The sequence below is a fragment of the Streptomyces sp. WMMC500 genome, assembly GCF_027497195.1.
GTDB lineage: Bacteria > Actinomycetota > Actinomycetes > Streptomycetales > Streptomycetaceae > Streptomyces.
Map to the genome: position 1 here is coordinate 5,147,647 of NZ_CP114905.1, position 25,682 is coordinate 5,173,328.

Sequence of the window (25,682 nt, forward strand, 5' to 3'; positions counted from 1 at the left end):
TCACAGCACGATCCTAGGCTTGCCGCCCATGAGCGAACTCTCCCTCCTGCAGACCGCCGACGTACCCTTCGCGGCCCTCACGGACTTTCACCTCGTCACCACCGGCACGGGTCCGCTGCTGGTGGGCACGCATCCGGACGGGGCGTGCACGTGGGACCCGCTGCGGGACCGGTGGGCGGAGCACCGTCTCGACAGCCCGTGGCCGCCGGGGGAGGAGGACGGTCCCGCCGCTCCGTCGGCGTTGCGGGCCCTGGTCGTCGGCGGCCGGATCGTGGTCGGCGGCGGCTCGGAAGACCTGCGGTTCGCGCAGTGGGATCTGGCCAGCGGCGAGGTCCGCGCCTTCGCCGATGACGACGACTTCGACGTGGAAACGGTCGGCTCGCTCGAACTCCCCGGACGGTCACTGTTTCTCGTCTCCCCCGACGCGGAGGCCGTGGCCCTGTGGGACGTCGGCGGCGACGGCACCGCGGAACGCATAGCGGAACTCAACGCCAGGTGCGATCGCACCGCGGCGACGGGGATGCTCGGTCACCGGCCGGTCCTGGTCACCGCCGACGAAGACGGCGGCCCCCTCCAGGTGTGGGATCTGAACGACCGTGTGCCCCTGGTGGGGTTCGACAAGGACCTGGAGACCGCGGAGGGCGAGGAGAGTCTGCTGGCCGTCGGTCTGGCGGAGGTGGGCGGCCGCCCGCACGTGGTCGCGGCCGGCGGAGGCGGCAGCGTCGTCCTGGGGGACGTCGACAGCGGCGAGTGGGGCGCGCCGTTCGCCGGGTGCGTACCGCAGGACGAGACCGACATGCTGGTGGACACCGGCACCGCGAACGGTGTGCCGATCGCCGTGACCTGCACCTACGACCCCTACCCCGCCGAGGACTTCACCAGCGTGCTGCGGGCGTGGGACCTGGAAGGGGGCCACGCGCGGGGCGGCCCGGTGGCCGCGCACGAGGGCGGGGCGCTGGGGGTTCAGCTCACCGAGCTCGAGGGCCGCACCGTGGCCGTCACGGTGGGGCGTGGCGACGGGTTCGTACGGGTGTGGGCACTCGACGGGTGAACGGTGCCGGCTGCGGCGGCGGGTGCTGCGCGGTCGGTGACTCCATCGGGTGAACAACGCCCCCGGCCGGCATGGCCCTTGCTGAGGCGGGCACGCCCTCGGCACGGGAGTCTGCACGCAAGGCTCGACGTCCGGCGGTGAGCGTCGCCGTCCGTGTCGGGAAGCCCGCAGGGGGGCGACTGGATGACCGTCAGGGAACGGCGCCGGTTCCGGCGGGACCCGGTGGCGTACATCGAGAACCTCCGTCGCCGCAGCACCACCGGCCTGATCCGGCTGCCCGGAGGCGGCTGGTGTGTCAGCGACGCGGATCTGGCGCAGTCGCTGCTCCGCAGCCCGGAGTACCACACGGACAGGTCCGGCTTCTTCGGCGAACTGCTGCCCACCCGCGGCGCGCAGATCGACGTCGGCCACGCGGTACGGGACGTCCTGCGGGACGGGGTGCCGCACTACCGCGCGGCCCTGACCACGGCGGTGGCCGGGCTCCCCGCGGCCGGCCGGTGGCCCGCCGCCGGCACCCGGCTGGTGCACCACTGCCTGGAAGACCTGCTGTTGCACCCGGGCACCCCCGCCACGACGCGCAGACTGATGCGCCGGGCCGCCCTCGGCGGCGTGGCGCTGCGGGCACCGCACGTGTGGCAGCGGAGCCGGGCGGAGGTGCTGCGTGCGCGGCTGCTCGCCGCCGTGACCGTGGAGATCGCACACCGGCGGGAAGGCTTCGCCGGCGAACCGCGCGACGTGCTGGACGCCTTACTCGGCGCCTGTCCGCCCGGCGAGAGGGGCGACCGGGCGGTGGCCGAGCTGTACCTGATGATGTTCCGGGCGATCCTGGCCCCGCTCAGCGTCTCGCTGGCGTGGTCGCTGCTGCTGGGCTGCCTGCACCACACGGCACCTGCCCCCTGGCCGTGGCCCGTCGACCGGGTCGTACGCGAGGCGCTGCGCCACCGCCCGATGGCCTGGATGCTCGGCCGAGTCCTCCCGCACGCCGTCGAGTTCGGCGGCGTCGCCTTCCAGCCCGGCGACCTGCTGTCGGTCAGTCCGTATCTGCTGCACCACGACGCACGTCTCTGGAGCGACCCGCACGCCTTCCGGCCCGACCGCTGGGCGGGAACGGGCGTGCACGGCCCGTACATCCCCTTCGGCGCCGGTCCCTTCGTCTGCGCCGGCGCAGCGGTGGCGCACACCCTGGTCACCGAGGCGCTGGACGCTCTTTCCCGCGGCGCCCGCCTGACCGTCACCGGCGGCGACACCCGCCCGGCCATGGCCGAGGGAAACGTGCCCCGCCCGTTCACGCTCCATCGCCTGGCGCAGCCACCCGGGCCACCCGCCGGACACGAGAAGGGAAGGAGGTGAGCGGTCATGGCCGCGTCGATGCGCCGCATCTTCGGCAACAAGCCGTCCCGTCGCTGGTACTGGTACTAAGGCCGGCTACCGCCGACCGCCGTACGGAGACCGAGGTGCAAGGCCCGGATGTCGTCCCGGCGTCCGGGCCCGCCGAGGGCCCGCCGCGGAGACAGCGGTGCCCGTGCGCGTCAGCTCTTCGGCTTGATGTTCGGGTTGAGGTGGAAGAGGTTGGCGGGGTCGTATTCCGCCTTGACCGCTGAGAGCCGCTCGTAGTTCACGCCGTAGCCCTCACGCAGAAGCCGCTCGCCTTCCTCCAGGAAGCCGGGGAAGTTGAGGTAGACGCCCCCGGCGGAGAACGTGCGCAGGTCGGCGAAGGCGTCGCGCACCCAGGTCACGTTCTCGGCCGAGTCGGCCTCCGCCTCCCAGTTCGCCTCGATCCCGACCAGATAGGGGGCGTCGCGGTTGGCGAACGCGGTCTCCTGCTCGCCGACGCGGGCCATGGCGCCGCCCTGGTACCAGACGTCGATGGTGGACCGGGGCGAAGGCGCCGCAGCGGCGTGCGCGGCAATCCGCTCGATCAGCGCGTCGCTGAGCTCGGGCACGTTCATGGACTTCCAGTAGTAGCGCCAGCCGTCGGGGTAGTCCTCGTCCAGGATCGCCTGGGCCTCCTCGTACGGCATGGTGCCGCTGAGGTCGCGGATCGGGTCGGCGATCTCCCGCAGCGGCCGCAGGAGTCGCTCACCCTCTGCCGGGTCACCCGGGTACGGCGCGAGCACTGCCGCGCAGTCCTTCCCGTGCGCCTCGCGCGGGAAGTCCGCCGCCTCCGGGACCTTCCCGAGGAGCCCGATCGGGGCGAAGTCGTCCGGTCTCTCGGACAGGTAGCGCTCGCAGGCCCGCAGCACCTCGTTGGCGCGGGCCGCGGGGTAGAACACGAAGCAGACGAAGACCTCCGGTCCGACGGGATGCAGGCGGTACTCGAACGAGGTGACGACGCCGAAGTTGCCGCCACCGCCGCGGAGCGCCCAGAACAGGTCCCGGTGCCGGCTCCCGTCGGCGACCAGGAGACGCCCGTCGGCGGTGACCACCCGTGCGGACAGGAGATTGTCGCAGCTCAACCCGTGTTTACGCCGGAGCCAGCCCATTCCCCCGGACAAGGTCAGGCCGCCGATCCCGGTCTGCGTCACCACGCCGAGTGGAGTGGCGAGCCCGTGGCGCTGGGTCTCCCGGTCGACGTCCCCCAACGTGCAGCCACCCTGCGCGACCGCCCTGCGCCCCTCCGGGTCGACGTCGACCCGTCTCATCTCCGACAGATCGATGACCAGCCCGCCGTCACAGACCGCGTGGCCGGCGACGCCGTGCCCGCCTCCGTGCACGGCGACCGGCAGCCCGTTGTCTCGGGCGAAATGGACCGCGGCGACTACGTCCTCGTCGCCCGCACACCGGGCCACCAGTGCCGGGCGCCTGTCGATCATGCCGTTCCAGAGCTCTCGCGCCGACTCGTAGCCGGGCTCTCCCGGCCGTAGGAGTCGCCCCCGCAACCTGGAGGCGAACGCGTCCACGAGGGAGCTCGGCACGTCCGCCTCCCCACCGCGCCGCTCCCTCGTCGTCGGCGTGCCGCCACGGGGGCCGTGTCCTCCGCTCATGGGGATCACCTCGGTTTCAGCATCACGCCAAGCCGGGTGAGCCGCCATCCGAGCTCTCCGCGCGCCGTGTGACCCGGCGGGTGCCCTGGGTGAGGAGCCCGCACGAGCTGCGGTGATCAGGGGTTTCTCCGCGCTCGGTCAGCACCGCCAGGCGCGTGTCCCTCAGCCCACCGTCCCGGCCAGGGCCATGTCCACCTGCCGCGGGGACAGGGCGTGCTCGATCGCCAGGATCCCGGCCCCGATCGCCGCCGCGTTCTCGCCCGTCCGGCTCGGCTCGATCCGGAGCACGTGCGTCGCCAGCGGGTGCGACCTGCGGTACACCGCCTCGCGCACGCCCGCCAGCAACTGGTCGTGCACCGCCGCCAGCGCGCCGCCCACCACCACCGTCTCCGGGTTGAAGAAGTTCACCAGGCCCGCCAGGACCTCGCCCACCGCCCGGCCCGCCTCGCGGACCATGCGGACCGCCTCGCGGTTGCCCTCCTTCACCAGGCGTACGACGTCCAGGCCGGCCGACGCCTCCAGGCCCAGCTCCTTCAGCCGGACCGCCAGGGCCGCGCCGCCCGCGATGGCCTCCAGGCAGCCGGAGTTGCCGCAGCGGCAGAGGTCCTCGCGCTCGCCCACGCGGATGTGGCCGATGTCGCCCGCCGAGCCCTGCGCGCCCCGGTGCAGGCGGCCGTCGGCGATGATGCCGCAGCCGATGCCCGTGCCCACCTTCAGGTAGAGCAGGTACGACGTGTCCGGGAAGGCCCGGCGCTGTTCGGCCAGGGCCATGACGTTCACGTCGTTGTCCACCAGGGCGCGGACGCCGAAGCGCTCGTCGAAGAACTCCGGGATGGGGAACTGGTGCCAGCCCGGCATGATCGGCGGGTCCACCGGGCGGCCGGTGGAGAACTCGACCGGGCCCGGCACGCCCGCGCCGATGGAGCGGAGCGTCTTGGGGTCCCGGCCGGCCTCCTCCAGCAGCCGCTGCATGGTCCGTTCGACGTGGCCGAGAACCGCCTCCGGGCCGTCCGCGATCGTCAGCGGGTCCTCGCGGACCGCGAGCAGCGTGCCGCCGATGTCCAGCAGCGCGACCCGGCAGTGCGAGGCGCCCAGGTCGACGCCGGCGACGGCGTGCTCGCGGGTGCGCAGCGAGAGGCGGCGCGGGGGGCGGCCGCCGGTGGAGCCGGCTTCCGCGTCCTCGTCGACGAAGCCGTGCGCGATCAGCGCGTCGACGCGCTGGGAGACGGTGGAGCGGGCGAGGCCCGTGAGGCGGGCGATCTCGGCGCGGGTGGCGGCGGCGCCGGAGCTGATGAGGCCCAGCACCTCGCCGGGGGACTGGCCGGCGGGCGGGCTGTGCGGCGGGCTCTGCGGCGAGTGGGGGGACGAGCCGCGGGGCGGCATGCCGGCGGCCGACGGCGGCGGCGGTGGCGGCATCGGCGAAGAAGGTGAAGAAGCGGCTGTCACATCGACCACCTTAGAGACCACTGAGGACACCAACAAGCCCTTCTTTGTTCGACATCCGGCCAAAGTCTTTGCCAACTCATCAGGGAAAGCCCTTGCTTAGGCTCTTGACAGTCCAAAGAAGCCTGGGGACTCTGCCTTTCATGCTGACGATGCAGGACGTGTCCAAGAGCTTTCTGGGGGTGCGGGTGCTGCACGGGGTGTCGCTCGACCTCGAACCGGGTGAGGTCCACGCCCTGGTGGGGGAGAACGGCGCGGGCAAGTCGACGCTGATGAAGGTGCTCGCCGGGGAGTACGCCCCCGACGAGGGCACCATCACGCTCGACGGCACGGTGCACGCCTTCTCGCACCCCGTACAGGCCCAGGCCGCCGGGATCGGTCTCATCCACCAGGAGTTCGCGCTGCTCCCCCACCGCACCGTCGCGGAGAACGTCTTCCTCGGCCGCGAGCCGGTACGCCGCGGGCTCGTCGACCGGCGCGCCATGGAGCGCCGCACCGCGGAGCTGCTCGCCGAGCTGGACGAGACCGGAATCGCCCCCCACACCCAGGTCAAGGACCTGTCGGTGGCCCGCCAGCAGACGGTGGAGATCGTCAAGGCGCTGGCGGCGTCCGACGTCCGTGTGCTTGTCATGGACGAGCCGACCGCGCCCCTGGCCGACCACGAGGTCGAACTCCTCTACGCGCTCATCCGCCGCCTCGCCGCCCGCGGCATCGGCATCCTCTACATCAGCCACCGCCTCCGGGAGGTCTTCGACCTCTCCCGCCGCATCACCGTCCTCAAGGACGGCCGCAAGGTCGCCACCCTGACCACCGCTAAGACCACGCCGGACGACGTCGTCCGCGCCATGGTCGGCCGCGAACTCGGCTCGTACTACCCGCCCCGCGCCCGTCCCGAGGAACTGGGCGAGCCCCTGCTGACCGTCGCGGGCGCCGGCAACGAACGCCTGGCGGGGATCGACCTGACCCTGCGGGCGGGGGAGGTCACGGGCGTCGCCGGGCTCCAGGGTTCGGGCCGGACCTCCCTGGTACGGGCCCTCTTCGGCGCCGCGCCCTTCACCCGCGGCAGCATGACCGTCGCCGGCCGCGCGCTGCGCCCCGGCAGCCCGCGCCAGGCCATCCGCGGCGGCGTCGCCCTGGTCACCGAGGACCGCAAGGGCGAGGGGCTGGCGCTGCGCCAGTCCGTACACGACAACGCGCTGCTCGTCACCCGCGCCGTCCAGGGCAACGGCGCCCGGGCGGACGAGGTCTCCGGGCTCCTCGACCGCGTCAACCTCCGTTCCCGCGGCCACGACCAGGAGGTCCAGTACCTCTCGGGCGGCAACCAGCAGAAGGTGGTCATCGCCAAGTGGCTCGCCGCCCGGCCCCGCGTGCTGCTCTTCGACGAGCCCACCCGCGGCGTCGACGTCGGCGCCAAGGCCGCCATCCACACCCTGGTGCGCGAACTCGCCCGCGACGGCATGGCGGTGTTGATCGTCTCCTCGGAACTGCCCGAGCTGATCGGCATGAGCGACCGCATCCTCGTCATGGCCGACGGCACCTTCGCCGGTGAACTGCCCGCCGGTGCCGGCGAGGAGGACATCATGCGCCTGGCGACGGCCTCCGACGGCACCCCCGAGGGGAGCGCCGCATGACCGCCGTACGCACCGAGGCTCCCGTGTCGGCCGGCCCGCGCCGGTTCCCCGGGACGGGCCGCCTGAAGGTCACCGACCCCGTGGTCGGCGTCTGGCTGGCCGCCGCCGCGGTCACGCTCATCGGCTGGATCGTCGTCACCCTCGACGGCGGCCAGTTCATGACCCAGTCCAACGCGACCGGCATCCTGCAGAACTCCGTCGCCCTCGGTCTGGTCGCCGTCGGCCAGTCCGCGGTGATCCTCACCGGCTCGCTCGACCTGTCGGTGGCGTACCTCATCAGCATCGGCACGCTGGTCGCCGCCGAGACGATGGAGGGCGGCAGCGTCGTCACGGCGGTCCTCGCCGTGCTCGCGCTCTCGGCCGCGGTGGGACTCGCCAACGGCCTCATCGTCACCGGGCTGAAGGTCAACGCCTTCATCGCCACCCTCGGCATGGCGTTCATCCTGCGCGGCTACATCGAGGACAACTACACCGGACCCGCGGGCGACGTGCCCGCGTCCTTCCAGCGCCTGGGCTACGACCGCATCGGCTTCATCCCGGTCTCCGCCTTCCTGCTGATCGCCGTGGCCGCCGTGCTGTGGCTGATCACCAAACGCACCCGCCTGGGCCACCACATGTACGCCACCGGAGGCGACGAGCACGCCGCCCGCCTGTCCGGCGTACGCACCAGGCGCACCGTGATCTACGCGCACGTGCTGTGCAGCCTGTGCGTCGGTGCCGCCGCGCTGTTCCTCGCCTCCCGGCTCGGTGCCGGCGCCCCCTGGGCGGGCACCGAGGCGCGCTACGACCTGGACTCCATCGCCGCCGTCGTGCTCGGCGGCACGGCGCTGGCCGGCGGGCGCGGCGGGGTGGCGGGGACGCTCGGCGGGGTGCTGCTGCTGTCCGTGCTGGACAGCATCTTCAACCAGCTCTCGGTCGACCCGTTCTTCAAGAACGTCGTCCGCGGCGTCGTCATCATCGCCGCCGTCGCCCTCTATGCCAGGCGGTTCCGCCGCCGGGCGAAGGAACGCGACGAGGCGCGGGCCGAGGAGAAGGGAGCGCTCGCATGACGACGACCACACCCTCGTCCACCGCCGGGCCCGCGTCCGCCCTCGCCGGCATCGGCCGCCGGCTCGGTACGGGTGCCCCCGTCTACGTGCTCCTCGCCGTCCTGCTCGCCGCGCTGGCGATCACCGACCCCGGCTTCTACGAGCCCGACTCCTTCCTCGCCTTCGTCAAGCGGGCCGCGCCGCTGGTGATCCTCGCCGCCGGCCAGTACCTGGTCATCGTCTCCGGCGGGTTCGACCTCTCCGTCGGCGCGGTGGTCACCGCCGGGGTCGTCGCCGGGGCCGAGTTCTACGGTTCGTACCCGGACGCCCCCTGGCTGCTGGTCACCGCCGGGCTGCTGCTCGCCGGAGCGATCGTCGGCCTTGTCAACGGGCTCATCACCACCGTGCTGCTGGTGCCGTCGTTCATCACCACGCTCGGCATGATGCTGATCCTCGAAGGCGCCGTCTTCTACTGGACCGGCGGCTCCCCCCAGGGCGTACTGCCGGAGAGCTTCCGCGAGTTCGGCCGCGGCACCGCCGGCGGCTGGCTGCCGTGGGCGGTCCTCGCGTGCCTCGCGGTGGGCGCGATCGCCTGGTGGCTGATGCGCGCCGACTTCGGCCGTACGCTCCTGGCCACCGGCGACAACGAGCGCGCCGCCGCGCTCGCGGGCGTGCGCGTACCCCGCGTGCGCACCCTCGCGTTCGTGCTCTCCGGCACCGCCGCGGCGCTCGCCGCCGTGCTGGTCGCCGGCTTCTCCGGGGTTTCGGCGCAGGCCGGCCGGGGTCTTGAGTTCGAGGCCATCACCGCCGTCGTGCTCGGCGGGGTCATCCTCGGGGGCGGTCGCGGCTCGGTCGTCGCCGCCATGGCCGGGGCGTTCTCGCTCCAGGCGCTGTTCACGCTGCTCAACCTCCAGGGCGTCTCGGGCGCGCTGGAGTCCACGGTCCAGGGATTCATCGTCATCGCCGCCGTCGGCCTGGGTGCCGCCGACTTCTCCCGGCTGCGCCGACGCCGTTCACCGTCCTCGGAAGGGAAGTCCTCCTCATGAGCCGTACGCGCCGCACGACCCGCCCCGGCGCTCGAAACCGCTTGGCCGCCCCGGCCGCCGCGCTGCTGGCCGCCGCGCTGCTCGCCTCCTGTTCTTCGGACGCGCCGAAGGACGACCTGGCCGACGACGCCGCGGCCTCCGAGCAGGCGGAGGACGGTGACAAGCAGTCGGAGTTCTTCGACCAGGCGGACTACGACCGGCAGTTGCAGCTCACCGAGGCGACCCCGGAGGGGCCGGAGGGCAAGCCCTGGGAGCAGATGCTCGACCCGCAGGCGGCCGGCATGGTCGACACCTCCGAGTACGCCATGAAGGGCGGCGTCGACGGCGCCAAGCTGTGCTTCTCCAACGCCGGCGTCTTCAACCCCTGGCGGCAGGTCGGTTTGAAGACGATGAAGGCGGAGGTCGCGCAGCACGACGAGATCGCCGACTTCACCGTCCTGGACGCGCAGGGCAAGGACGACAAGCAGATCTCCGACATCCAGGAGCTGTCCGGCCAGGACTGCGACGCGCTGATCGTCTCGCCGAACACCACCGCCACCCTCACCCCCGCGGTCGAGGAGGCGTGCGGCAAGATCCCCGTGATCGTCTTCGACCGCGGCGTGGAGACCGACTGCGCGGTGACCTTCATCAGCCCCATCGGCGGGTACGCCTACGGCGCCGCCGCCGCGGACTTCCTGGTGGACGAGGTGGACAAGGGCGGCAAGATCGTGGCGCTGCGCATCTCGCCCGGCGTGGACGTGCTGGAGACCCGCTGGTCGGCCGCCGAGATCGCGTTCGAGAAGGCCGGACTCGACGTCGTCGAGGTGAAGTTCACCGACGGCGACCCGTCGAAGGCCAAGTCGATCGTCTCCGACGCCATCGCCCGCCACGGCTCGATCGACGGCGTGTGGATGGACTCCGGCGCCACCTCGGTGGCGGCGGTCGAGGCGTTCGAGGACGCGGGCGAGGACATCCCGCCGATCACCGGCGAGGACCAGCAGGACTTCCTCCAGGCGTGGAAGGACAAGGACCTCACCGCCATCGCGCCGGCGTACCCGACGTTCCAGTGGCGTACGCCCGTGATCGCCGCGCTGAAGATCCTGGCCGGCGAGGAGGTTCCCAAGGAGTGGACGCTGCCGCAGCCGGTCGTCACCGAGGAGAACTTCGACGAGTACTACAAGGAGGGCATGCCCCCGCTGCACTACGGCGCCTGCGGCTGCGAGGACCTGCCGGGCTACCCCGGTGACTGGGGCGGTGAGTGATGCCGGCCGGAAGACGGCTGATCGGCGCCAACCCGTGGATCTGGCACTCCCCGGTCACCGAACGCGCGCTGGAGGCGGTGCTGCCGCGGCTGGCGGGCTGGGGGTTCGACTGCGCGGAGCTGCCGCTGGAGCAGCCGGGTGACTGGCAGCCGGCCGTCGCGGCGAAGCTGCTGGACGACAACGGCCTGGCGCCGGCCGCGGTGGTCGCCGTGATGCCGCCGGAGCGCGGGCTCGTGCGCGCCGAGCCGCTGGCGGTCCGGACGACGCAGGACTATCTGCGCCGTTGTATCGACGCCGCACACGAGATCGGCGCGCCGGCCGTCGCCGGGCCGATGTACGCGGCGGTGGGCCGGGCCTGGCGGATGGACGCGGACGAGCGGGCGGCGGCGTACGCCGAGTGGCGGGACAACATCGCGCCGGTCGTCGCGCACGCCGCGGCCGCCGGGGTGCTGCTGGCCGTCGAGCCGCTCAACCGGTACGAGACCAGCCTGCTCAACACCGTCGCGCAGACCGTGACGGCGCTGGACGGGCTGCCCGGCGAGACGATCGGCGTGGCCCTCGACACGTACCACCAGAACATCGAGGAGCGGTCCCTGCCCGGCGCGGTGCGCGCCGCGGCGGGGCGGATCGCGCACGTCCAGGTGTGCGCCAACGACCGGGGCGCGCCCGGCGCGGACCACCTGGACTGGCCGGGCTTCCTCGGCGCGCTGGACGAGGCGGGCTACCGCGGCCCGCTGTGCATCGAGTCGTTCACGGCGCACAACGCGACCATCGCGGTGGCCGCGTCGGTGTGGCGGGCGCTGGCGCCGAGCCAGGACGCCATCGCCGTGGACGGCCTCGCGTTCCTGCGCCGCGTCTTACCGACCTGAGCCCCGGCCTCCCGCACCCGCCGCACCCGTACGCACCCTGACCGCGTACGCACCGCCGTACCGACGCACCGCAGTACCGCCCGAAGACGCCGCCGGGCCCGGAGAACCGCGACCCCGATCCGGGCCCGGCGGACCACCCCTGCGCGCGCACCGCGCGCCCCGGAGCCCCTCTCACCGACCGGTACGCCCGACCCATCCCGCACACCGAAGGAGAGGTACCTACACATGAGATGTCATGCCCGTGACATCCGAACGACGTTGGTCACCTTGCTGGCCGCCGTCCTGCTCGCGCTCACAGCGCTGCCGTCCAGCGCCGCGGAGAAGGCGCCCGCCTTCAAGGCGCTGCTGTTCACCAAGGCCGTGGGCTACGTCCACGGCTCCATCCCCGCGGGCATCCAGATGGTCCAGGAGGAGGCGGAGGAGAAGGGGTTCGAGGTCGAGCAGACCGACGACTCGACCGTCTTCAACGACGCCGCGCTCGCCGAGTACGACGTGATCATCATGCTGCAGAACTCCGGCATGGTCTGGGACACGGACGAGCAGCGCGCCGCCATGCAGACGTACGTGAACAACGGCGGCGGCGTCGCGGCCATCCACAACACGCTCGACATGGGGATCGAGAACGAGTTCCCGTGGTGGGACGAGCTGATCAACGGCGGCGCCCACATGCCCAGCCACTCGCCCGGCACGCTGCAGGGCACGGCCAAGGTCGCCGACACCGTGCACCCGTCGACCAAGGGACTGCCGGAGCGCTGGGAGCGCGCCGAGGAGTGGTACAACTTCGACCCCAACCCGCGCGGTGACGTGCACGTCCTGGTCACCGCCGACGAGACGACGTACGACCCGGGCGGCGACGCCATGGGCGCCGACCACCCGATCTCCTGGTGCCGCAACGCCGAGGGCGGCAAGGTCTGGGCCACGGCCATGGGCCACGAGTCCTCCGCCTACAGCGAGGAGCAGTTCCGCGACCACGTCGTCGGCGGCGTGAAGTGGGCCGCCGGCGCCGAGCCCGGCGACTGCGGCGGCACGGTGTGGAACGGCTACGAGAAGGTCACCCTCGACGACGACACCGCCGACCCGATGGAGCTGGACGTGGCCAAGGACGGCCGCGTCTACTACGTCCAGCGCGCCGGCGAGGTCCAGGTCTTCGACCCGGCCACCCACCAGACCACCACCGCCGGCAAGCTCGACGTCTACACCGGCGGCGAGGACGGCCTGGTCGGCATGGAGCTGGATCCGAACTTCACCAAGAACGGCTGGATCTACCTCTACTACGCCCCGGCCGGCAGCGCCGAGGACGTGAACCGGCTCTCCCGCTTCACGCTCAAGGACGGCAAGCTCGACACCGCCAGCGAGAAGAAGCTGCTGGACGTGCCGGCGTACCGGGACCGCACCTACCCCGAGCCCGGACACACCGGCGGCGCCGTCGAGTTCGGCCCCGACGGCACGCTGTACCTGGGCACCGGCGACGACGTGCCGCCGAACCTCAGCCCGGACTGGCAGGGCTACGCGCCGATCGACTGGCGCGAGGGCCAGGAGATGCTGGACGCCGCGCGGACCGCGGGCAACACCAACGACCTGCGCGGCAAGATTCTGCGGATCAAGCCCACGAAGAAGGGCACCTACACCATCCCGAAGGGCAACCTCTTCCAGAAGGGCCAGAAGAAGACCCGCCCCGAGGTCTACGCGATGGGCTTCCGCAACCCGTTCCGCTTCACCGTCGACCAGGAGACCGGCTACGTCCACGCCGCCGACTACGGCCCCGACCGCGGGCTGCCGACGACGGACCGCGGCCCCGAGGGCATGGTCGAGTACAACGTCATCAAGAAGCCCGGCAACTTCGGCTGGCCCTTCTGCCACGGTGACAACCAGCCCTACGCCCCGTACAACCCGGACACCGGCGAGGTCGGCGCGAAGTTCGACTGCGACAACCTGACCAACCCCTCGCCGAACAACACCGGCCTGACCGACCTGCCCCAGGTCCAGAAGCCGGACATCTGGTACGGCTACGGCCCCTCCGAGGCGTTCCCGGAGATGGGCGAGGGCGGCTCGGGCCCCATGGGCGGCCCGGTCTACAACTACGACGCGGACAACCCCTCCGAGACGAAGTTCCCCGAGTACTTCGACGGCGCGAGCTTCCTCTACGAGTGGACCCGCAACTACGTCAAGGAGGTCCGCTTCGACGACGACGAGAAGCTGCTGAAGATCAACGACTTCCTGTCCACGGCGACGTTCAACAAGCCCATGGACATGACCTTCGGCCCGGACGGCTCGCTCTACGTCCTGGAGTGGGGCAGCGAGTTCGGCGGCGGCAACAGCGACTCGGGGCTGTACCGCATCGACTACAGCCAGGGCAAGCGCTCCCCGGTCGCCAAGGCCACCGCCTCGGCGACCAACGGTGCCGTGCCGCTGGCGGTCGACTTCTCCAGCGAGGGGACGAACGACCCCGACGGCGACTCGCTCTCCTACGAGTGGGACTTCGACGGCGACGGCACCTTCGACTCCACCGAGGCGAACCCCGGCCACACCTACGACACGGCGGGCGACTTCACCGCCCAGCTCAAGGTCACCGACTCCACCGGCAAGACCGGCTTCGCCAACATCCCCATCACCGCGGGCAACACCGCGCCGAAGGTGACGATCGAGGCCCCGGTCCACGGCAAGCTCATCGAGTTCGGCGACCAGATCCCGTACAAGGTCACCGTGACCGACCCGGAGGACGGCGAGGTCGACTGCTCGAAGGTCTTCGTCAACCCGGCGCTCGGGCACGACGACCACGAGCACCCGACGACCGACCTGCCGGGCTGCGAGGGCACCGTCGACACCGGTGACCTCGGTGGCCATCCGGAGGGCGCGGACCTGACGTACGTCCTCAACGCGCACTACGAGGACGGCGGCGGCGACGGTGCGGGCGCGCTGACCGGGTACGCCAAGTCGGTCCTGCAGCCGAAGCACAAGCAGGCCGAGTACCGCGACGACCAGTCCGGCACCCGGATCATCGACCAGGCCGGGGCCGAGAACGGCAAGCGCATCGGCGACGTCTCCGACGGCGACTGGATCGCCTTCGACCCGATGTCCGTCGAGGGCATGAGCCAGGTCTCGTACAAGCTGTCGTCGCCGTACGGCGTGGGCGCCGTCGAGCTGCGCGCCGACGCCCCGGACGGGCAGTTGCTGGCGACGACGCCGGTGCCGAACACCGGGGGCTGGGACAACTACCAGGCCACGGAGGCCGTGCCGGTCGAGGCGCTGGCGGGGACGCACAAGCTGTATCTGAAGTTCACGTCGCCGCAGGACAACTCGTTCGACGTCGACTCGGTGACCTTCGGCTAGCACCCGGAAGTGACAGGACGGCGGCGCCCCGGGCGGTGAGCCCGGGGCGCCGCTGTGTCCGCCCGTGCCGGTCCGTCAGATCCGGATGCCGTACGTGGCGGCGTAGGCGACGGGGTCGACGTCCGTGCCGTAGTCGGTGCCCTTGCGCACCTCCAGGTGCAGGTGGGGGCCGGTGGCGTTGCCGGTGCTGCCGGCGTCGCCGATCCTGGTGCCGCCGGTCACGCGGTCGCCCGCGGCGACGGACATCCGGTCGAGGTGGGCGTAGAGGACGTAGTGGCCGTCGCTCATGCGGATCAGGATGTGGTTGCCGTACGCGCCCTCGGTGGAGGTGCTGTGGACCTCGCCGGGGCCGACGGAGTACACCGGGGTGCCGGTGGGGACGGCGAGGTCGACGCCGGTGTGGTAGCCGGCGATCCAGCCGTCGCCGGGGAGGCCGTAGCGCGCGGAGATCCGGTACTCGACGGTCACCGGCGGCGCCCAGCCCGGTGCCGGGGCGAGGAGGACCTGCCCGGGCCGCAGCACGTCCGGGTCGGCGCCGATCACCGACCGGTTGGCCTCGTACATGTGCTGCGTCGGCACCCCCATGCGGCGGGCGATCCCGGTGAGGTTGTCGCCTTCGCGTACGCGGTACGGGGTCGGCGCCGGATCCGCGGGCGCGGCGACGGCCCGGGGGGCGGGCGCGGGGGGAGCGCCGGCCGCGGTGACGCGCGCGGCGGCGCCGGTGCCCGCGGCGCCCGCGGCGCTCGCTCCGGTGAGCGCCGCGAGCAGGGCGGCGAGGACGACGGCGACCACGGTGCGCCGCTTTCGGGGGAAGTGGTGACGTCTCGTTGACACAGCGTCACGCTAGGTCCGCACCCGCCCCCGAACGGTGGCGGCGCGCCGTGATCACTCCACGACGAGCTGCACCGGGATGTTGCCGCGGGTGGCGTTCGAGTACGGGCACACCTGGTGGGTGGCCTCCAGCAGCTTCTTGCCCTGCTCGGCGGAGATGCTGTCGGGCATCTCCACCCGCAGCGTCACCTCCAGCCCGTAGCCGCCGGAGCCGTTGGGGCCGATCCCGACCTCGGCGGTGGTCGAGACGTCGGAGACGTCGAGGTCCATGCTCTTGGCCACGTGGCCCATGGCGCTGGTGAAGCAGGCGGCGTACCCGACGGCGAAGAGCTGCTCGGGGTTGGTGCCGTCGCCGCTGCCGCCCATCTCGGTCGGCGGGGCGAGCTTGACGTCGAGCTTGCCGTCGGAGGTGGCGCCGCGGCCGTCGCGGCCGTTGGCGGTGCCGACCGCGGTGTACAGAACGCTCATGGGAGGGCCTCTCCGGAAGTCGATAGCGTACAGACTGGTCTGTCTGCTTGCCCCCTCAGACTAGACAGATCTGTCTGGTACCGTCAAGGGGTGACCGCGCCACCGAAGTCTCCCGCCCGCAGCCGCGTCCTGGACGCCGCCACGCGGCTGTTCTACGCCGACGGCGTACACGCGGTCGGCGTCGACCGGATCATCGCCGAGGCGGGCGTGGCGAAGGCGACCTTCTACCACCACTTCCGTACCAAGGACGACCTGGTCGCGGCCTACCTGGCCGACCAGTGCCGGCGCCAGCAGGAGGCGGCCGCGGCCCTCGCGGGCGGCCCGCCGCGGGCCGCGGTGCTGGCCGTCTACGACTACCTGGCCGAGGCCGGCGCGGGCCCCGGATACCGCGGCTGCCCCTTCATCAACGCCGCCGCCGAGTACCCCGACCCGGACCACCCGGTGCGCCGGGCGGTGACGGACTACCGGCGGTGGTTCCGCGGCCTGATGCGGGACCTGCTGACCGCCGACGGGCACCCGGACGCGGCGCGCACGGCGGAGATCCTGCTGGTACTGCGCGACGGGCTCGTCGTGGGCAACGACCTGGACGACGCGGCGGAGCAGCGGAAGCTGACGCGCGAGGCGGTGGAGCGGGTGCTGACCCCGCGGGCCGCCTGACGCGCCGCGCTTGACGGCCCACGCCGCCGGCCGGTGCAGCAACACTGTGGACCCCTTGCGCGTCGGGTCGCACAAGGGGTCCGGGGGCGTAGCGCTCAGCTCTCGCCGGCCGCCGGGTCCTCGGCGTCCAGGAAGTCGCCGACGATGGCCGCCAGCCACGTGCCCCGGTGCATGACGGTGATGTGCGTCGCCCCCGGCAGCACCGCGAGCCGCGCCCGCGGCAGGCCCGCGACCCCGCCGCCGAGCAGCCGGAACATCTCCACCGCGTGCTCGGGCCGGATGATGTCGGAGTCGCCGATCACCAGCATCACCGGCGCGTCGATCCCGCTCACCTGCGCCTCGGTCCACTCCGCCGGCGCCGCGTCGAACTCCTTGACCCGCTCGATCAGCCGCGGCCAGTCCTCGACCCGGGGCGCCACCTCCGCGTACTCCGCCTCGAAGGGCGAGCCCGCCAGATGCTCCGGCTGCAGCTCCGCGATGCCGTCCAGCAGCCCCGGGTGGATCCCCGCGGTCGTGTACGACACGGAGGTCAGCACCAGCTTGCGGACCAGCTCCGGCCGGTCGAGCGCGACCTGGAGCGCGACGCCGGCGCCGAGGCTGTAGCCGAAGACGTCGGCCTTCGCCACGCCGAGGTGGCGCAGCAGCCCGGCGACGTCGGCGGCGAAGGCGGCGGTGGAGAAGGGCCGGTCGATGTCGGCGGTGCGGCCGTGGGCCTGCAGGTCGAGCGCGATGACCTGCCGCTGCTCGGCGAGCAGCGGCAGGACGGCACCGAAGGAGGTGCCGATGGCGGACAGCGCCCCGTGGATGAGCACGACGGGGACGTCGCCGGCGCCGGGGGTGCCGTGGATCTCGTAGTACATCTCCAGCTCGCCGACGGGCGCGAGGCCGCTGTCGACCAGGGTGGTGGCGGCGGGGGTGGCGGTGGCGGTCATCGTGGTGCTCCTCGTACGTTGCGTGAGTCGTCGTCTGCCGTGGTGTTTCGCGCGCGTCGAAGGATCAGACGGCACGGGCGTACGAAACTCATCGCGGCGTCGCCGGCTTCCGCCGGCGTCCGAGGAGCGCCCCGGCGCCGAGTGCCCCGGCGAGGACGAGCGCGGCGTTGACCCCGACCGCGGCCCTGACCCCGTCGAGCACCGCCCGCGGGCCGTCACCGCCGGCCGCGGTGATCCGGGCGGTGGCGACGGCGCTCATCACCGGGATGCCCATCGTGATGCCGACCTGCTGGGTCATCGTCGCGAGCCCCGTGGCCAGGCCCTGTTCGGAGTCGGGCAGCCCGGAGGTGGCGGCGACCATGAACCCGACGATCATCAGCATGTTGCCGACCCCGCCGGCGAACGTCGCCGCGTGCAGCAGCCAGATCCAGTCGCCGGAGGTGCCGAGCGCGAGCAGCGACGCGGTGGCGACGGCCTGGGCCACGCCTCCGTAGACGATGGCCGCACGGCTGCCCACGCGGCCGACGACGCGCCCGCCGAGGGTGCCGCCGAGGACGGTGCCCAGTCCCAGGACGCCGAAGGCGAGGCCGGTGGCGAGCGGGGTGTAGCCGAGCACTTCCTGCAGGTAGAGGGTGAGGAGGAAGACGAGGGAGGTCTCGGTGAGGAAGGCGACGAGGCCGGCGGCGTTGCCCCACACGACGGTGGGGCGCCGGAGGATGCGTACCGGCACCAGCGGCTTCTGTGCCCGCTGCTCGACAAACCAGAAAGCGGTGAGCAATACGGCGCCCCCGCCGAGCGCGGCGAGGGTGACCGGCTCGGTCCAGCCGGCCTCGCCGGCGTGGGTGAGCCCGTAGACGACCGCGAGCAGCCCGCCGGTGACGGTGACCGCGCCGGGGAGGTCGAGCCGGGGCCGGGCCCCGGGGCGGGAGTCGGCGATGACCGCGGGGGCGACGGCGAGGATCACGGCGGTCACGGGCACGTTGACGAGGAAGGCCCAGCGCCAGGAGAGCAGGTCCGTGAGGAGCCCGCCGAGTATCGCGCCCGCGGTGAACCCGGCGGACATCAGCGCCCCGTTGAGCCCGAGCGCCCGCTGCCGCAGCGGCCCCTCAGGGAAGGCCGTGGTGAGCAGGGACAGCCCGGCGGGAACGACGGCGGCGGTGGCCAGGCCCTGGAGCACGCGGGCGACGAGCAGCATTCCCGGGGAGGTGGCGACGCCGCCGAGTACGGAGGACAGGCCGAGCAGGGCCATGCCGCCGAGGAAGAGCCGCTTGCGGCCGAAGAGGAGGGTGAAGCCCGCGGCGGCGAGGGCGAAGGCGGTGGCGATCCACTGCAGGTGGGCGAGGGGGAAGCCGAGGCCGGCGCCGACGACGGGGAGGGCGACGTTGAGGATGGAGAAGTCCACCGCGACCAGGAACTGGGCGCCGAGGAGGAGGGTGAGCACGAGCTTCTGCCGGCCGGTCATGCGGAGTGCGGCGGGGGAGGGCGCGGTGGCGGCTTCGTCGAGCACGGACATGGAGGTTCCCTTCGAGCGGGCTAACGGGACCTGTGTTCCGTTAAGCTGGTGTCGAAGGTAGCAGGAGACCCGCTATTAATGAAACTGGAGTGCCGTTAATGAGTTCCGAGTCCGATCCCGGCACCCTGAGGCCCGGCGGCCGTACCGCCCGGGTCCGGGCGGCGGTCCTGCGGGCCGCCGGCGACGCACTGGCGGAACAGGGCTTCGCCCACCTCGACCTCGCCGACGTCGCCCGCCGCGCCGAGGTCGGCAAGACCACCGTCTACCGCCGCTGGGGCTCGGCCACCGGGCTCATCGCCGACCTGCTCGCGGACATGGCGGAGCAGTCCGTACCGCGCACCGAGACCGGCACCCTCCTCGGCGACCTGCGCGCCAACGCCCGCCTCGTCCTGGGCACCCTGACCGACCCGCGGCAGGGCGCGCTGTTCCGCGCCGTGATCGCGGCGGCCACGTGCGACGACCGCACGGCGGCGGCCCTGCACCGCTTCTACGCGATCCGCATCGCCGAGTGGGCCCCCTGCGTGGAACAGGCCGTGGCCCGCGGCGAACTCCCCGAAGGCACCGACCCCCGCGAAGTCGTCCGCGCCGTCTCCGCCCCCCTGTACTACCGCCTGCTCGCCAGCGGCGACCCCCTCGACGAAGCCGCCGCCGACCGCGCCGCGGAGGCGGCGGCGGTGGCGGCGCGGGCGGGGGCGTACGTGGGCGGATAAGCCGTTCGGCGGCGGCCGGCCGGGTGCAGGCACGGTGATCGCTGCGTGGTACCGCAGAGCGGGCGAGCGCCGGCTGGGGGCGGTGCGTCAGGCGTCGTGCTCGCGGAGGAAGGACTCCAGGCCCGGCAGGTCGTCGGTGTTGATCCAGTCCACGTTCGCGTCGAGCAGCGTGCGCCACAGGTTGTCGCGCGCCGGGCCCGGGGCGTCGGGCGTGGCCCAGAAGCGGATGGTCTGGCCCTGCCGGTGGGCGGTGTGGACGATCAGGTTCAGCCAGTTGCGCTCGGCGGCCGGCATCGTGCCGGTGCCCTGCCAGGTGAAGCTGGAGTTCCAGTTGCCGCTGACGAGCGGGATGAACGACGCGGGGACACCGGAGTTGATGTCGTCGTGGCGGCCGTCGTAGAAGGCGTAGCGGAGCTTCTCGGCCTCCATCGGCGCCCGGGCGCCGCGGTCGCCGGAGATCACGGCGGTCACCGCGCGGCGGCGGACCCGGCCGCCGGCGGCCGAGCTGAAGATCGAGCCGTAGCCGCGCAGCACCTCGGACAGCGCGCGGTAGGTGGGGTCGCCGGGGGTCTTGAGGTCGATGAGCAGTTGCAGGGTCAGCTTGTGGCCCTTGTAGACGCGGCCGCCGTTGGCGCGTATGCGGCGTGCGAGCGGGTCGAGGTAGAGCCGCTGGAGGGTGCGTTCGGGGTCGAGCTGCGACGCGTCGTGGGCGACGAGGAGTTGGCCGTCGACCAGCCAGATGTCCGACTCGACGCTGGCGAAGCCGTGGTCGAGCGCGTCGAGGAGCGGGCGCTCGTGGAGGTAGTCGTTGTGCGCGTGCGCCCGCCGCAGCGGCGCGGGCCCGCGGCCGCGGGCCCGGCCGCGGTCGGCGGCGTGGGCGGACGAGGCGAGCCCTCCGGCGAGCGCGCCGCCGGCGGCGGCGGACAGCGTGGCGACGGCGCGGCGTCTGGAGTAGGCGGACACGGGTCCCTCCCCTGGTACGGCGATCAGGATGGACCGAAGTATCGACGCCGCGGGGCGACTTGCACAGGGCGCCCGCGGTGAACGGGAGTTGACCCGTGTACGGCACGGGCGGCCGGCCCGGTGCGGACGCGCGGCAGGTCCGTGGGCGCACGAGGCCGCGTGGCGCGGGGCGCCTCCGGCTCCGTACCGTACGAGCCGCGCGGGCCGCGCTCCGTGCGGCTCGTCCGGTCCCGCCGCCTCAGCTCCCGCCGTACGAACCGCCCGACGGGCGCGCCCGGTCGAGGATCGCCGCCGTGTCCACCCCCGGCGGCAGCGTGCCGAACGCCAGCCCGCCGTCGCCGTCGAGGCGCGCCGCGCAGAAGGCGTCCGCCACCGCGGCGTTCCCGTGCCGGTGCAGCAGCGCGCCCTGGAGCACCAGCGCCATCGACTCGACCACGCGCCGCGCCCGGTACTCCACCGCCGTCACGTCCGCCAGGTCCTTGCGCAGCCGCACGACCGCCGCGTCGAGCCGCGCGTCGGCGCCCGCGACGGCGTCGACCTCGGCGAAGAACGCCGTCACCGTCTCCGGGCTGCGGGCCATCGCGCGCAGCGCGTCGAGCGCGGCGACGTTGCCGGATCCCTCCCAGATCGACGGCAGCGGCGCCTCCCGGTACAGCCGCGGCATGCCGGACTCCTCGACGTACCCGTTGCCGCCCAGGCACTCCAGCGCCTCCGCCGCGTGCGCGGGACCGCGCTTGCACACCCAGTACTTGGTCACCGCGAGCCCGATCCGGCGGAACAGCGTCTCCTGTTCATCGGCGGTGCCCGTCTCGCCGCGGTCCACGGCGGCGGCCAGCCGCATGCTCGCCACGGTCGCCGCCTCGGCCTCCACGGCGAGGTCGGCGAGCACGTTCGTCATCAGTGGCTGGTCCGCGAGCCGCGCGCCGAACGCCCGGCGGTGCGCGGCGTGGTGCAGGGCCTGGACGACGCCGAGGCGCATGCCGCCGGCGGTGGCCAGCGCGCAGTCCAGCCGCGTCATGTTGACCATCTTGATGATGGTCTTCACGCCCGCGCCCTCCTCGCCGACCAGGTGGCCGACCGCGCCCTCGTACTCGATCTCGGCGGAGGCGTTGGAGCGGTTGCCGAGCTTGTCCTTCAGGCGCATGAGGCGGAGGGCGTTGCGGGTGCCGTCCGGCAGCACGCGGGGGACGAGGAAGCAGGACAGCCCGCCGGGCGCCTGGGCGAGGGTGAGGAAGACGTCGGACATGGGCGCGGAGGTGAACCACTTGTGGCCGGTGAGCGCGTAGAGCCCGGCGCCGTCGCCGGCCGGCACGGCGCGGGTGGTGTTGGCGCGGACGTCGGAGCCGCCCTGCTTCTCCGTCATCGACATCCCGGCGATGAGGCCGGACTTGGCGGTGGGCGGGCGCAGCCCGAAGTCGTACGAGGCGGAGGTCAGCAGCGGCTCGTACGCGGCGGCGAGCTCCGGCGAGGTGCGCAGCGCGGGCACGGCGGCGTACGTCATGGAGACGGGGCACAGGTGGCCGGCGTCGGTCTGGCCCCAGACGAAGAGCTTCGCGGCGCGCGCGACGTGCGTGCCGGGGGTGCGCTCCCGCCAGGGCGCGGCGTGCAGGCCGTGCGCGACGGCGGTACGCATCAACTCGTGCCAGTGCGGGTGGAACTCGACCTCGTCGACGCGGTGCCCGTAGCGGTCGTGGGTACGCAGGACGGGCGGCTGCTCCTCGACGTCGCGGGCCCACTCCTGGGCCTGCGCGCCCCCGGCGAGCAGCCCCAGCTCGCGCACGCCGTCCTCGGCCCAGGCGGCGCCGTGGGCGCGGAGGGACTCCCGGAGGGCGGGGTAGGCGGCGACGTCGTAGGAGGTGAGCGGCGGGGGCTGGTTGGTGACCTCATGGGTCGTCGGCATGGGGGACTCCCAGGGCTCGCAGGGTGAAGGCGACGAGGTGCGCGGGGGTGTCGGCCCCGGCGCCGCCCGCGACCGCGCCGGACAGCGGTCCGATCAGCGCCTCCGCGCACGCACCGACGAGACCGGCCGCGGTCAGCAGCGGGTCCTGCCGGGGCAGCCGCCCGGCGGCGGTGCCCTCGGCGATGCGGGCGGCGAGCACGTCGCGGAACGCCCGCCGGAAGACGAGGCGTTCGGTCTCGACGGCGGTGTCGACGGGCTCGGCGAGCAGCGCGTACGCCAGCCGCGGACGGGCCAGCGCCCGGCGCGCGAACGTCTCCGCGGCGGCGGCGACACCCGCCGCGGGGTCGTCGGGCCGGCGGGCGGCGGCGGAGACGGCGTCGACCTCGGCGGTGACGACGCTGCGGAACAGCTCGACGGCGAGCACCGACTTGCTGGGGAAGTGCCGGTAGACGCTGCCGGTGGCGATGCCGGCCCGGGCGGCCACGGCGGCGACGGTGCAGCCGCCGTAGCCCTCGTCGGCGAGGAGCGCGCGGGCGGCGTCGAGGAGTGCGTGCCGCCGGTCGTCCATCCGCGCCTGGACGGCGGGGGTGCGGCGGTAGGGCATGGGAAGGATTGAAGCAGCGATTCAGAGCTTCAACAAGAGGCACGGAGCGATGTCAGTGGCGGGTGCCAGACTCGGGGCATGACGGATGAGCTGCGGCTGAGGGATGTGGTCGAGGCGGACCTGGAGGTCTTCCTCGCGCACGAGCACGACCCGGAGAACGTGCGGCGGTCGCACTTCCCGCCGCGCGAGCGGGAGCGTTTCCTGACGCACTGGCGGGAGCGGGTCCTGGGGGACCCGACGGGCCTGGTGCAGACCGTGGAGGTCGACGGCCGGGTCGCGGGGAACGTGGTGGCGTGGTGGGACGGCGACCGGCGGTTCCTGGGCTATGTCTTCGGCCGCGAGTTCTGGGGCCGGGGCATAGGCACGCGGGCGGTGGCCCGGTTCCTGGAGCTGGAGCGCCACCGGCCCCTGCACGCGGACCCGTACGTGGGGAACGAGGGCTCGGTCCGCCTGCTGGAGAAGCTCGGCTTCCGCCGGACGGGCAGCACGGAGTGGAACGGCGAGGACGAGCACGTGATGCTGGTCCTGGGAGGGCCCGACTCGGCGGCCTAGGCGGTCCGGGCCCGGTGGCCTGGCGGCATGGTCGGGCTCAGATCGGGGCCCGGGGGCTCGGCCGGCTCAGGTCGGGGGTCCCGCTCAGGTCCGGGGTCGGGCCCAGGTCCGGGGTCGGGCCAGGACCCGTCCACGCGCGTGGCCGGGCCGTCCCGGTCACCCGCGCGGCCCGTGCGGGCTACGCCGCGCCCTTGCCGCCGCGGACCACCAGCGAGTCCAGCAGCTCCTGCGTCACCGCCGCGATCTCCTCCACCGCCTTGTCGAACGCCTCGGCGTTGTGCGGCGCGGGGTGGCGGAAGCCGGAGATCTTCCGTACGTACTGCAGAGCTGCCGCCCGCATGTCGTCGTCCGTGACAGTGTCGGCGTACGGGGGGCGCAGGGTCTTGATGCTTCGGCACATATGTACGACGGTACGCCGTGCCGGTGACATCCGGCCGTGGCCGCCGGGGCAGGCACCGAGGGCTACCAGCTCGTGACCAGCAGGTGGTTGACGGCCAGCGCCACCGCGGCCTGCGCGGCCAGCCACGCGCGGTGGTCGCGGGCCGGGAGCAGGGCGGCGGCCGGCAGCAGCCAGAGGGTGAACGGCAGCCAGATCCGCTCCGTCTCCGCCTTGCTGAGCCCCGAGAGATCGGCCGCCACGATGCAGGCGAGCCCGGCGACCGCCATGGCCGCCAGGGCGTACGCGGCGGGGGGCGCGGCACGCCGCGGCCAGGCGGTGCGCACCGCGCGCCGGGCGCCCGCCACCGCCGCCAGGCCGGCGCTGAGCGCCGCGACGGCCAGATTCGCCCACACCCAGTAGCTGTACGGGCGCTCTCCGCCGAAGCCCTGGTAGTAGCGCTCGTGCAGCCGCGTGTACCCCTCCCACCACCAGAAGCCCGCGGCCGTGAAGGCCACCGCGACCGGCAGCGCACCCAGCACCACCCACGGCAGCGTGCGCAGCACCGCGGGCCCGCGGCCGCCGCGGGCGGCGCACCACAGGACCGCCGCCATCGGCAGCACCAGCAGCGTCAGCCCGTACGAGAGGTACACCGTCCACCCCAGCAGCAGCCCCGCGCCCGTCGCCGCCACCGCCGGGCGCCGCGCCGTCCGCGTCGCGGCCAGCGCCAGCAGCGCCAGGCCCCACGCGGCCACCGCCGCGAAGTAGCCGTCCGCCGACACGCCCGCCCAGACCGCCCACGGGCCCAGCACCAGGAACGGTGCCGCGCGCCGCGTACGGTCCTCGCCGCCCAGCGCCCGCAGCGCCACCAGCACCCCGACCGCCGCGGACCCGCCCACCGTGATGCAGAAGGCCGCCGCCCAGGCCCCGCCGTCCAGCCCCGCGCGGTCCAGGCCGACGAACGTGAGGACCGCGCCGGGCGGGTGCCCGGCGATGTGCGCGGGCCAGTTGTCCGGGGTCTGGATGAGGATGTGGTCGGTGAACGTGCGGACGGCGTGCCCCAGGTCGGCGAAGCGGGCGACGGTCTCGGGCCGGGCGTACTCGTTCGTCCGCGTCAACTGCTCGGTGACGCCGTCCCGCCACCCGTCGACCAGCGCCAGGGACCAGATCCACGCCATCGACGCCGCCCACGTGGTGAGGAGCAGGCGCCGCCACGGCAGGCGGTCGGCGAGCCCCGGCCCGTACGCGACGACGGCGACGGCGACGGTGAGCGCCGCGAGGGTGGCGGGCCCCAGGTGCGGGTCCCAGGAGGCGGACAGAGGCGGCCAGCGTACGTGCAGGATGTCGTCGCCGTTGACGGCACGTCCGACGAGGACGGCCGCCGTGATCAGCGCGGCGGCGAGGCCGGCGGCCAGGAGGTCCCGGCGGCGGCCGGCGGTGCTGCGGGCCGGCGGGGAGGCGGCGGGCACGGCACCGGCCTCCGCCGCTGCCGCGGTTCCGGGCCGGGTCGCGGCTCCGGCTCCGGCTCCGGCTTCGGCGTCGGCTCCGTGCGC

Annotated in this window: 22 protein-coding genes; 11 read left to right on the forward strand and 11 right to left on the reverse strand. The window is 73.4% G+C overall.

Going from position 1 to position 25,682, the window contains the following annotated elements; all coding sequences use genetic code 11:
* Positions 1–28 precede the first annotated feature (28 nt).
* Together O7599_RS22190 and O7599_RS22195 are read left to right on the forward strand one after the other, a co-directional pair.
* Positions 29–1,051, forward strand: a complete 1,023-nt coding sequence (locus tag O7599_RS22190; protein WP_281617354.1) for a hypothetical protein — start codon at positions 29–31, stop codon at positions 1,049–1,051.
* 183 nt (positions 1,052–1,234) lie between these two features.
* On the forward strand, positions 1,235–2,401 hold the full coding sequence (locus O7599_RS22195) for a cytochrome P450 (RefSeq protein ID WP_281617355.1): 1,167 nt from the start codon (positions 1,235–1,237) through the stop codon (positions 2,399–2,401).
* A gap of 179 nt (positions 2,402–2,580) precedes the next feature.
* On the opposite strand, the gene O7599_RS22200 is transcribed toward O7599_RS22195, so the two are convergent.
* A complete protein-coding gene (locus tag O7599_RS22200; protein WP_281617356.1) occupies positions 2,581–4,035 on the reverse strand; it encodes an FAD-binding oxidoreductase in 1,455 nt (484 codons plus the stop codon).
* 162 nt (positions 4,036–4,197) lie between these two features.
* Positions 4,198–5,451 (reverse strand): ROK family transcriptional regulator, encoded by a 1,254-nt coding sequence (locus O7599_RS22205; RefSeq protein WP_281617357.1) that lies wholly within the window; start codon positions 5,449–5,451, stop codon positions 4,198–4,200.
* Positions 5,452–5,621: 170 nt separating this feature from the next.
* Here O7599_RS22205 and O7599_RS22210 point away from each other — a divergent pair, with 170 nt between their 5' ends.
* The 6 genes from O7599_RS22210 (at position 5,622) to O7599_RS22235 (ending at position 14,623) form a co-directional block, all read left to right on the forward strand.
* Positions 5,622–7,109 (forward strand): sugar ABC transporter ATP-binding protein, encoded by a 1,488-nt coding sequence (locus O7599_RS22210; protein ID WP_281617358.1) that lies wholly within the window; start codon positions 5,622–5,624, stop codon positions 7,107–7,109.
* The gene (locus O7599_RS22215; protein ID WP_281617359.1) at positions 7,106–8,158 is read left to right on the forward strand and encodes an ABC transporter permease; all 1,053 of its coding nucleotides are present in this window, start codon (positions 7,106–7,108) and stop codon (positions 8,156–8,158) included. The genes O7599_RS22210 and O7599_RS22215 overlap by 4 nt, the downstream gene beginning before the upstream one ends.
* Complete coding sequence (locus tag O7599_RS22220; protein ID WP_281617360.1) at positions 8,155–9,183, forward strand: ABC transporter permease; 1,029 nt, start codon at positions 8,155–8,157, stop codon at positions 9,181–9,183. Before O7599_RS22215 ends, O7599_RS22220 begins: the two co-directional genes overlap by 4 nt.
* Positions 9,180–10,424, forward strand: a complete 1,245-nt coding sequence (locus tag O7599_RS22225) for a substrate-binding domain-containing protein (protein ID WP_281617361.1) — start codon at positions 9,180–9,182, stop codon at positions 10,422–10,424. The genes O7599_RS22220 and O7599_RS22225 overlap by 4 nt, the downstream gene beginning before the upstream one ends.
* Positions 10,424–11,293: a sugar phosphate isomerase/epimerase gene (locus tag O7599_RS22230; RefSeq protein WP_281617362.1), complete on the forward strand. Its 870-nt coding sequence runs from the start codon at positions 10,424–10,426 to the stop codon at positions 11,291–11,293. The genes O7599_RS22225 and O7599_RS22230 overlap by 1 nt, the downstream gene beginning before the upstream one ends.
* Before the next feature lie 225 nt (positions 11,294–11,518).
* Positions 11,519–14,623, forward strand: a complete 3,105-nt coding sequence (locus tag O7599_RS22235; RefSeq protein WP_281617363.1) for a ThuA domain-containing protein — start codon at positions 11,519–11,521, stop codon at positions 14,621–14,623.
* A gap of 75 nt (positions 14,624–14,698) precedes the next feature.
* On the opposite strand, the gene O7599_RS22240 is transcribed toward O7599_RS22235, so the two are convergent.
* Both O7599_RS22240 and O7599_RS22245 read right to left on the reverse strand, forming a co-directional pair.
* Positions 14,699–15,457 (reverse strand): LysM peptidoglycan-binding domain-containing M23 family metallopeptidase, encoded by a 759-nt coding sequence (locus O7599_RS22240; RefSeq protein ID WP_281617364.1) that lies wholly within the window; start codon positions 15,455–15,457, stop codon positions 14,699–14,701.
* Between the two features lie 51 nt (positions 15,458–15,508).
* Complete coding sequence (locus tag O7599_RS22245; protein WP_281617365.1) at positions 15,509–15,922, reverse strand: organic hydroperoxide resistance protein; 414 nt, start codon at positions 15,920–15,922, stop codon at positions 15,509–15,511.
* Between the two features lie 90 nt (positions 15,923–16,012).
* Between O7599_RS22245 and O7599_RS22250 the strand changes: the two genes are divergently transcribed.
* A complete protein-coding gene (locus O7599_RS22250) occupies positions 16,013–16,579 on the forward strand; it encodes a TetR/AcrR family transcriptional regulator (protein ID WP_281617366.1) in 567 nt (188 codons plus the stop codon).
* A 95-nt stretch (positions 16,580–16,674) separates the two neighbouring features.
* Here O7599_RS22250 and O7599_RS22255 read toward each other — a convergent pair whose 3' ends face one another.
* Both O7599_RS22255 and O7599_RS22260 read right to left on the reverse strand, forming a co-directional pair.
* Positions 16,675–17,511 (reverse strand): alpha/beta hydrolase, encoded by an 837-nt coding sequence (locus O7599_RS22255; protein ID WP_281617367.1) that lies wholly within the window; start codon positions 17,509–17,511, stop codon positions 16,675–16,677.
* Positions 17,512–17,599: 88 nt separating this feature from the next.
* Positions 17,600–19,024 (reverse strand): MFS transporter, encoded by a 1,425-nt coding sequence (locus tag O7599_RS22260; RefSeq protein WP_281617368.1) that lies wholly within the window; start codon positions 19,022–19,024, stop codon positions 17,600–17,602.
* 98 nt (positions 19,025–19,122) lie between these two features.
* On the opposite strand from O7599_RS22260, the gene O7599_RS22265 reads away from it, so the two are divergent.
* Complete coding sequence (locus O7599_RS22265; RefSeq protein ID WP_281617369.1) at positions 19,123–19,734, forward strand: TetR/AcrR family transcriptional regulator; 612 nt, start codon at positions 19,123–19,125, stop codon at positions 19,732–19,734.
* 87 nt (positions 19,735–19,821) lie between these two features.
* On the opposite strand, the gene O7599_RS22270 is transcribed toward O7599_RS22265, so the two are convergent.
* The 3 genes from O7599_RS22270 to O7599_RS22280 form a co-directional block, all read right to left on the reverse strand.
* On the reverse strand, positions 19,822–20,697 hold the full coding sequence (locus O7599_RS22270; RefSeq protein ID WP_281617370.1) for a phosphatidylinositol-specific phospholipase C/glycerophosphodiester phosphodiesterase family protein: 876 nt from the start codon (positions 20,695–20,697) through the stop codon (positions 19,822–19,824).
* A gap of 238 nt (positions 20,698–20,935) precedes the next feature.
* Positions 20,936–22,597, reverse strand: a complete 1,662-nt coding sequence (locus O7599_RS22275) for an acyl-CoA dehydrogenase family protein (protein WP_281617371.1) — start codon at positions 22,595–22,597, stop codon at positions 20,936–20,938.
* A complete protein-coding gene (locus O7599_RS22280) occupies positions 22,581–23,201 on the reverse strand; it encodes a TetR/AcrR family transcriptional regulator (protein ID WP_281617372.1) in 621 nt (206 codons plus the stop codon). The genes O7599_RS22275 and O7599_RS22280 overlap by 17 nt, the downstream gene beginning before the upstream one ends.
* 78 nt (positions 23,202–23,279) lie before the next feature.
* Between O7599_RS22280 and O7599_RS22285 the strand changes: the two genes are divergently transcribed.
* Entirely contained in the window at positions 23,280–23,753 is a 474-nt protein-coding gene (locus O7599_RS22285; RefSeq protein WP_281617373.1) for a GNAT family N-acetyltransferase, read from the forward strand.
* 178 nt (positions 23,754–23,931) lie between these two features.
* Here O7599_RS22285 and O7599_RS22290 read toward each other — a convergent pair whose 3' ends face one another.
* The gene (locus O7599_RS22290; protein ID WP_047016475.1) at positions 23,932–24,153 is read right to left on the reverse strand and encodes a DUF2277 domain-containing protein; all 222 of its coding nucleotides are present in this window, start codon (positions 24,151–24,153) and stop codon (positions 23,932–23,934) included.
* A gap of 62 nt (positions 24,154–24,215) precedes the next feature.
* Entirely contained in the window at positions 24,216–25,598 is a 1,383-nt protein-coding gene (locus O7599_RS22295) for a hypothetical protein (protein ID WP_281623472.1), read from the reverse strand.
* Positions 25,599–25,682 lie beyond the last annotated feature (84 nt).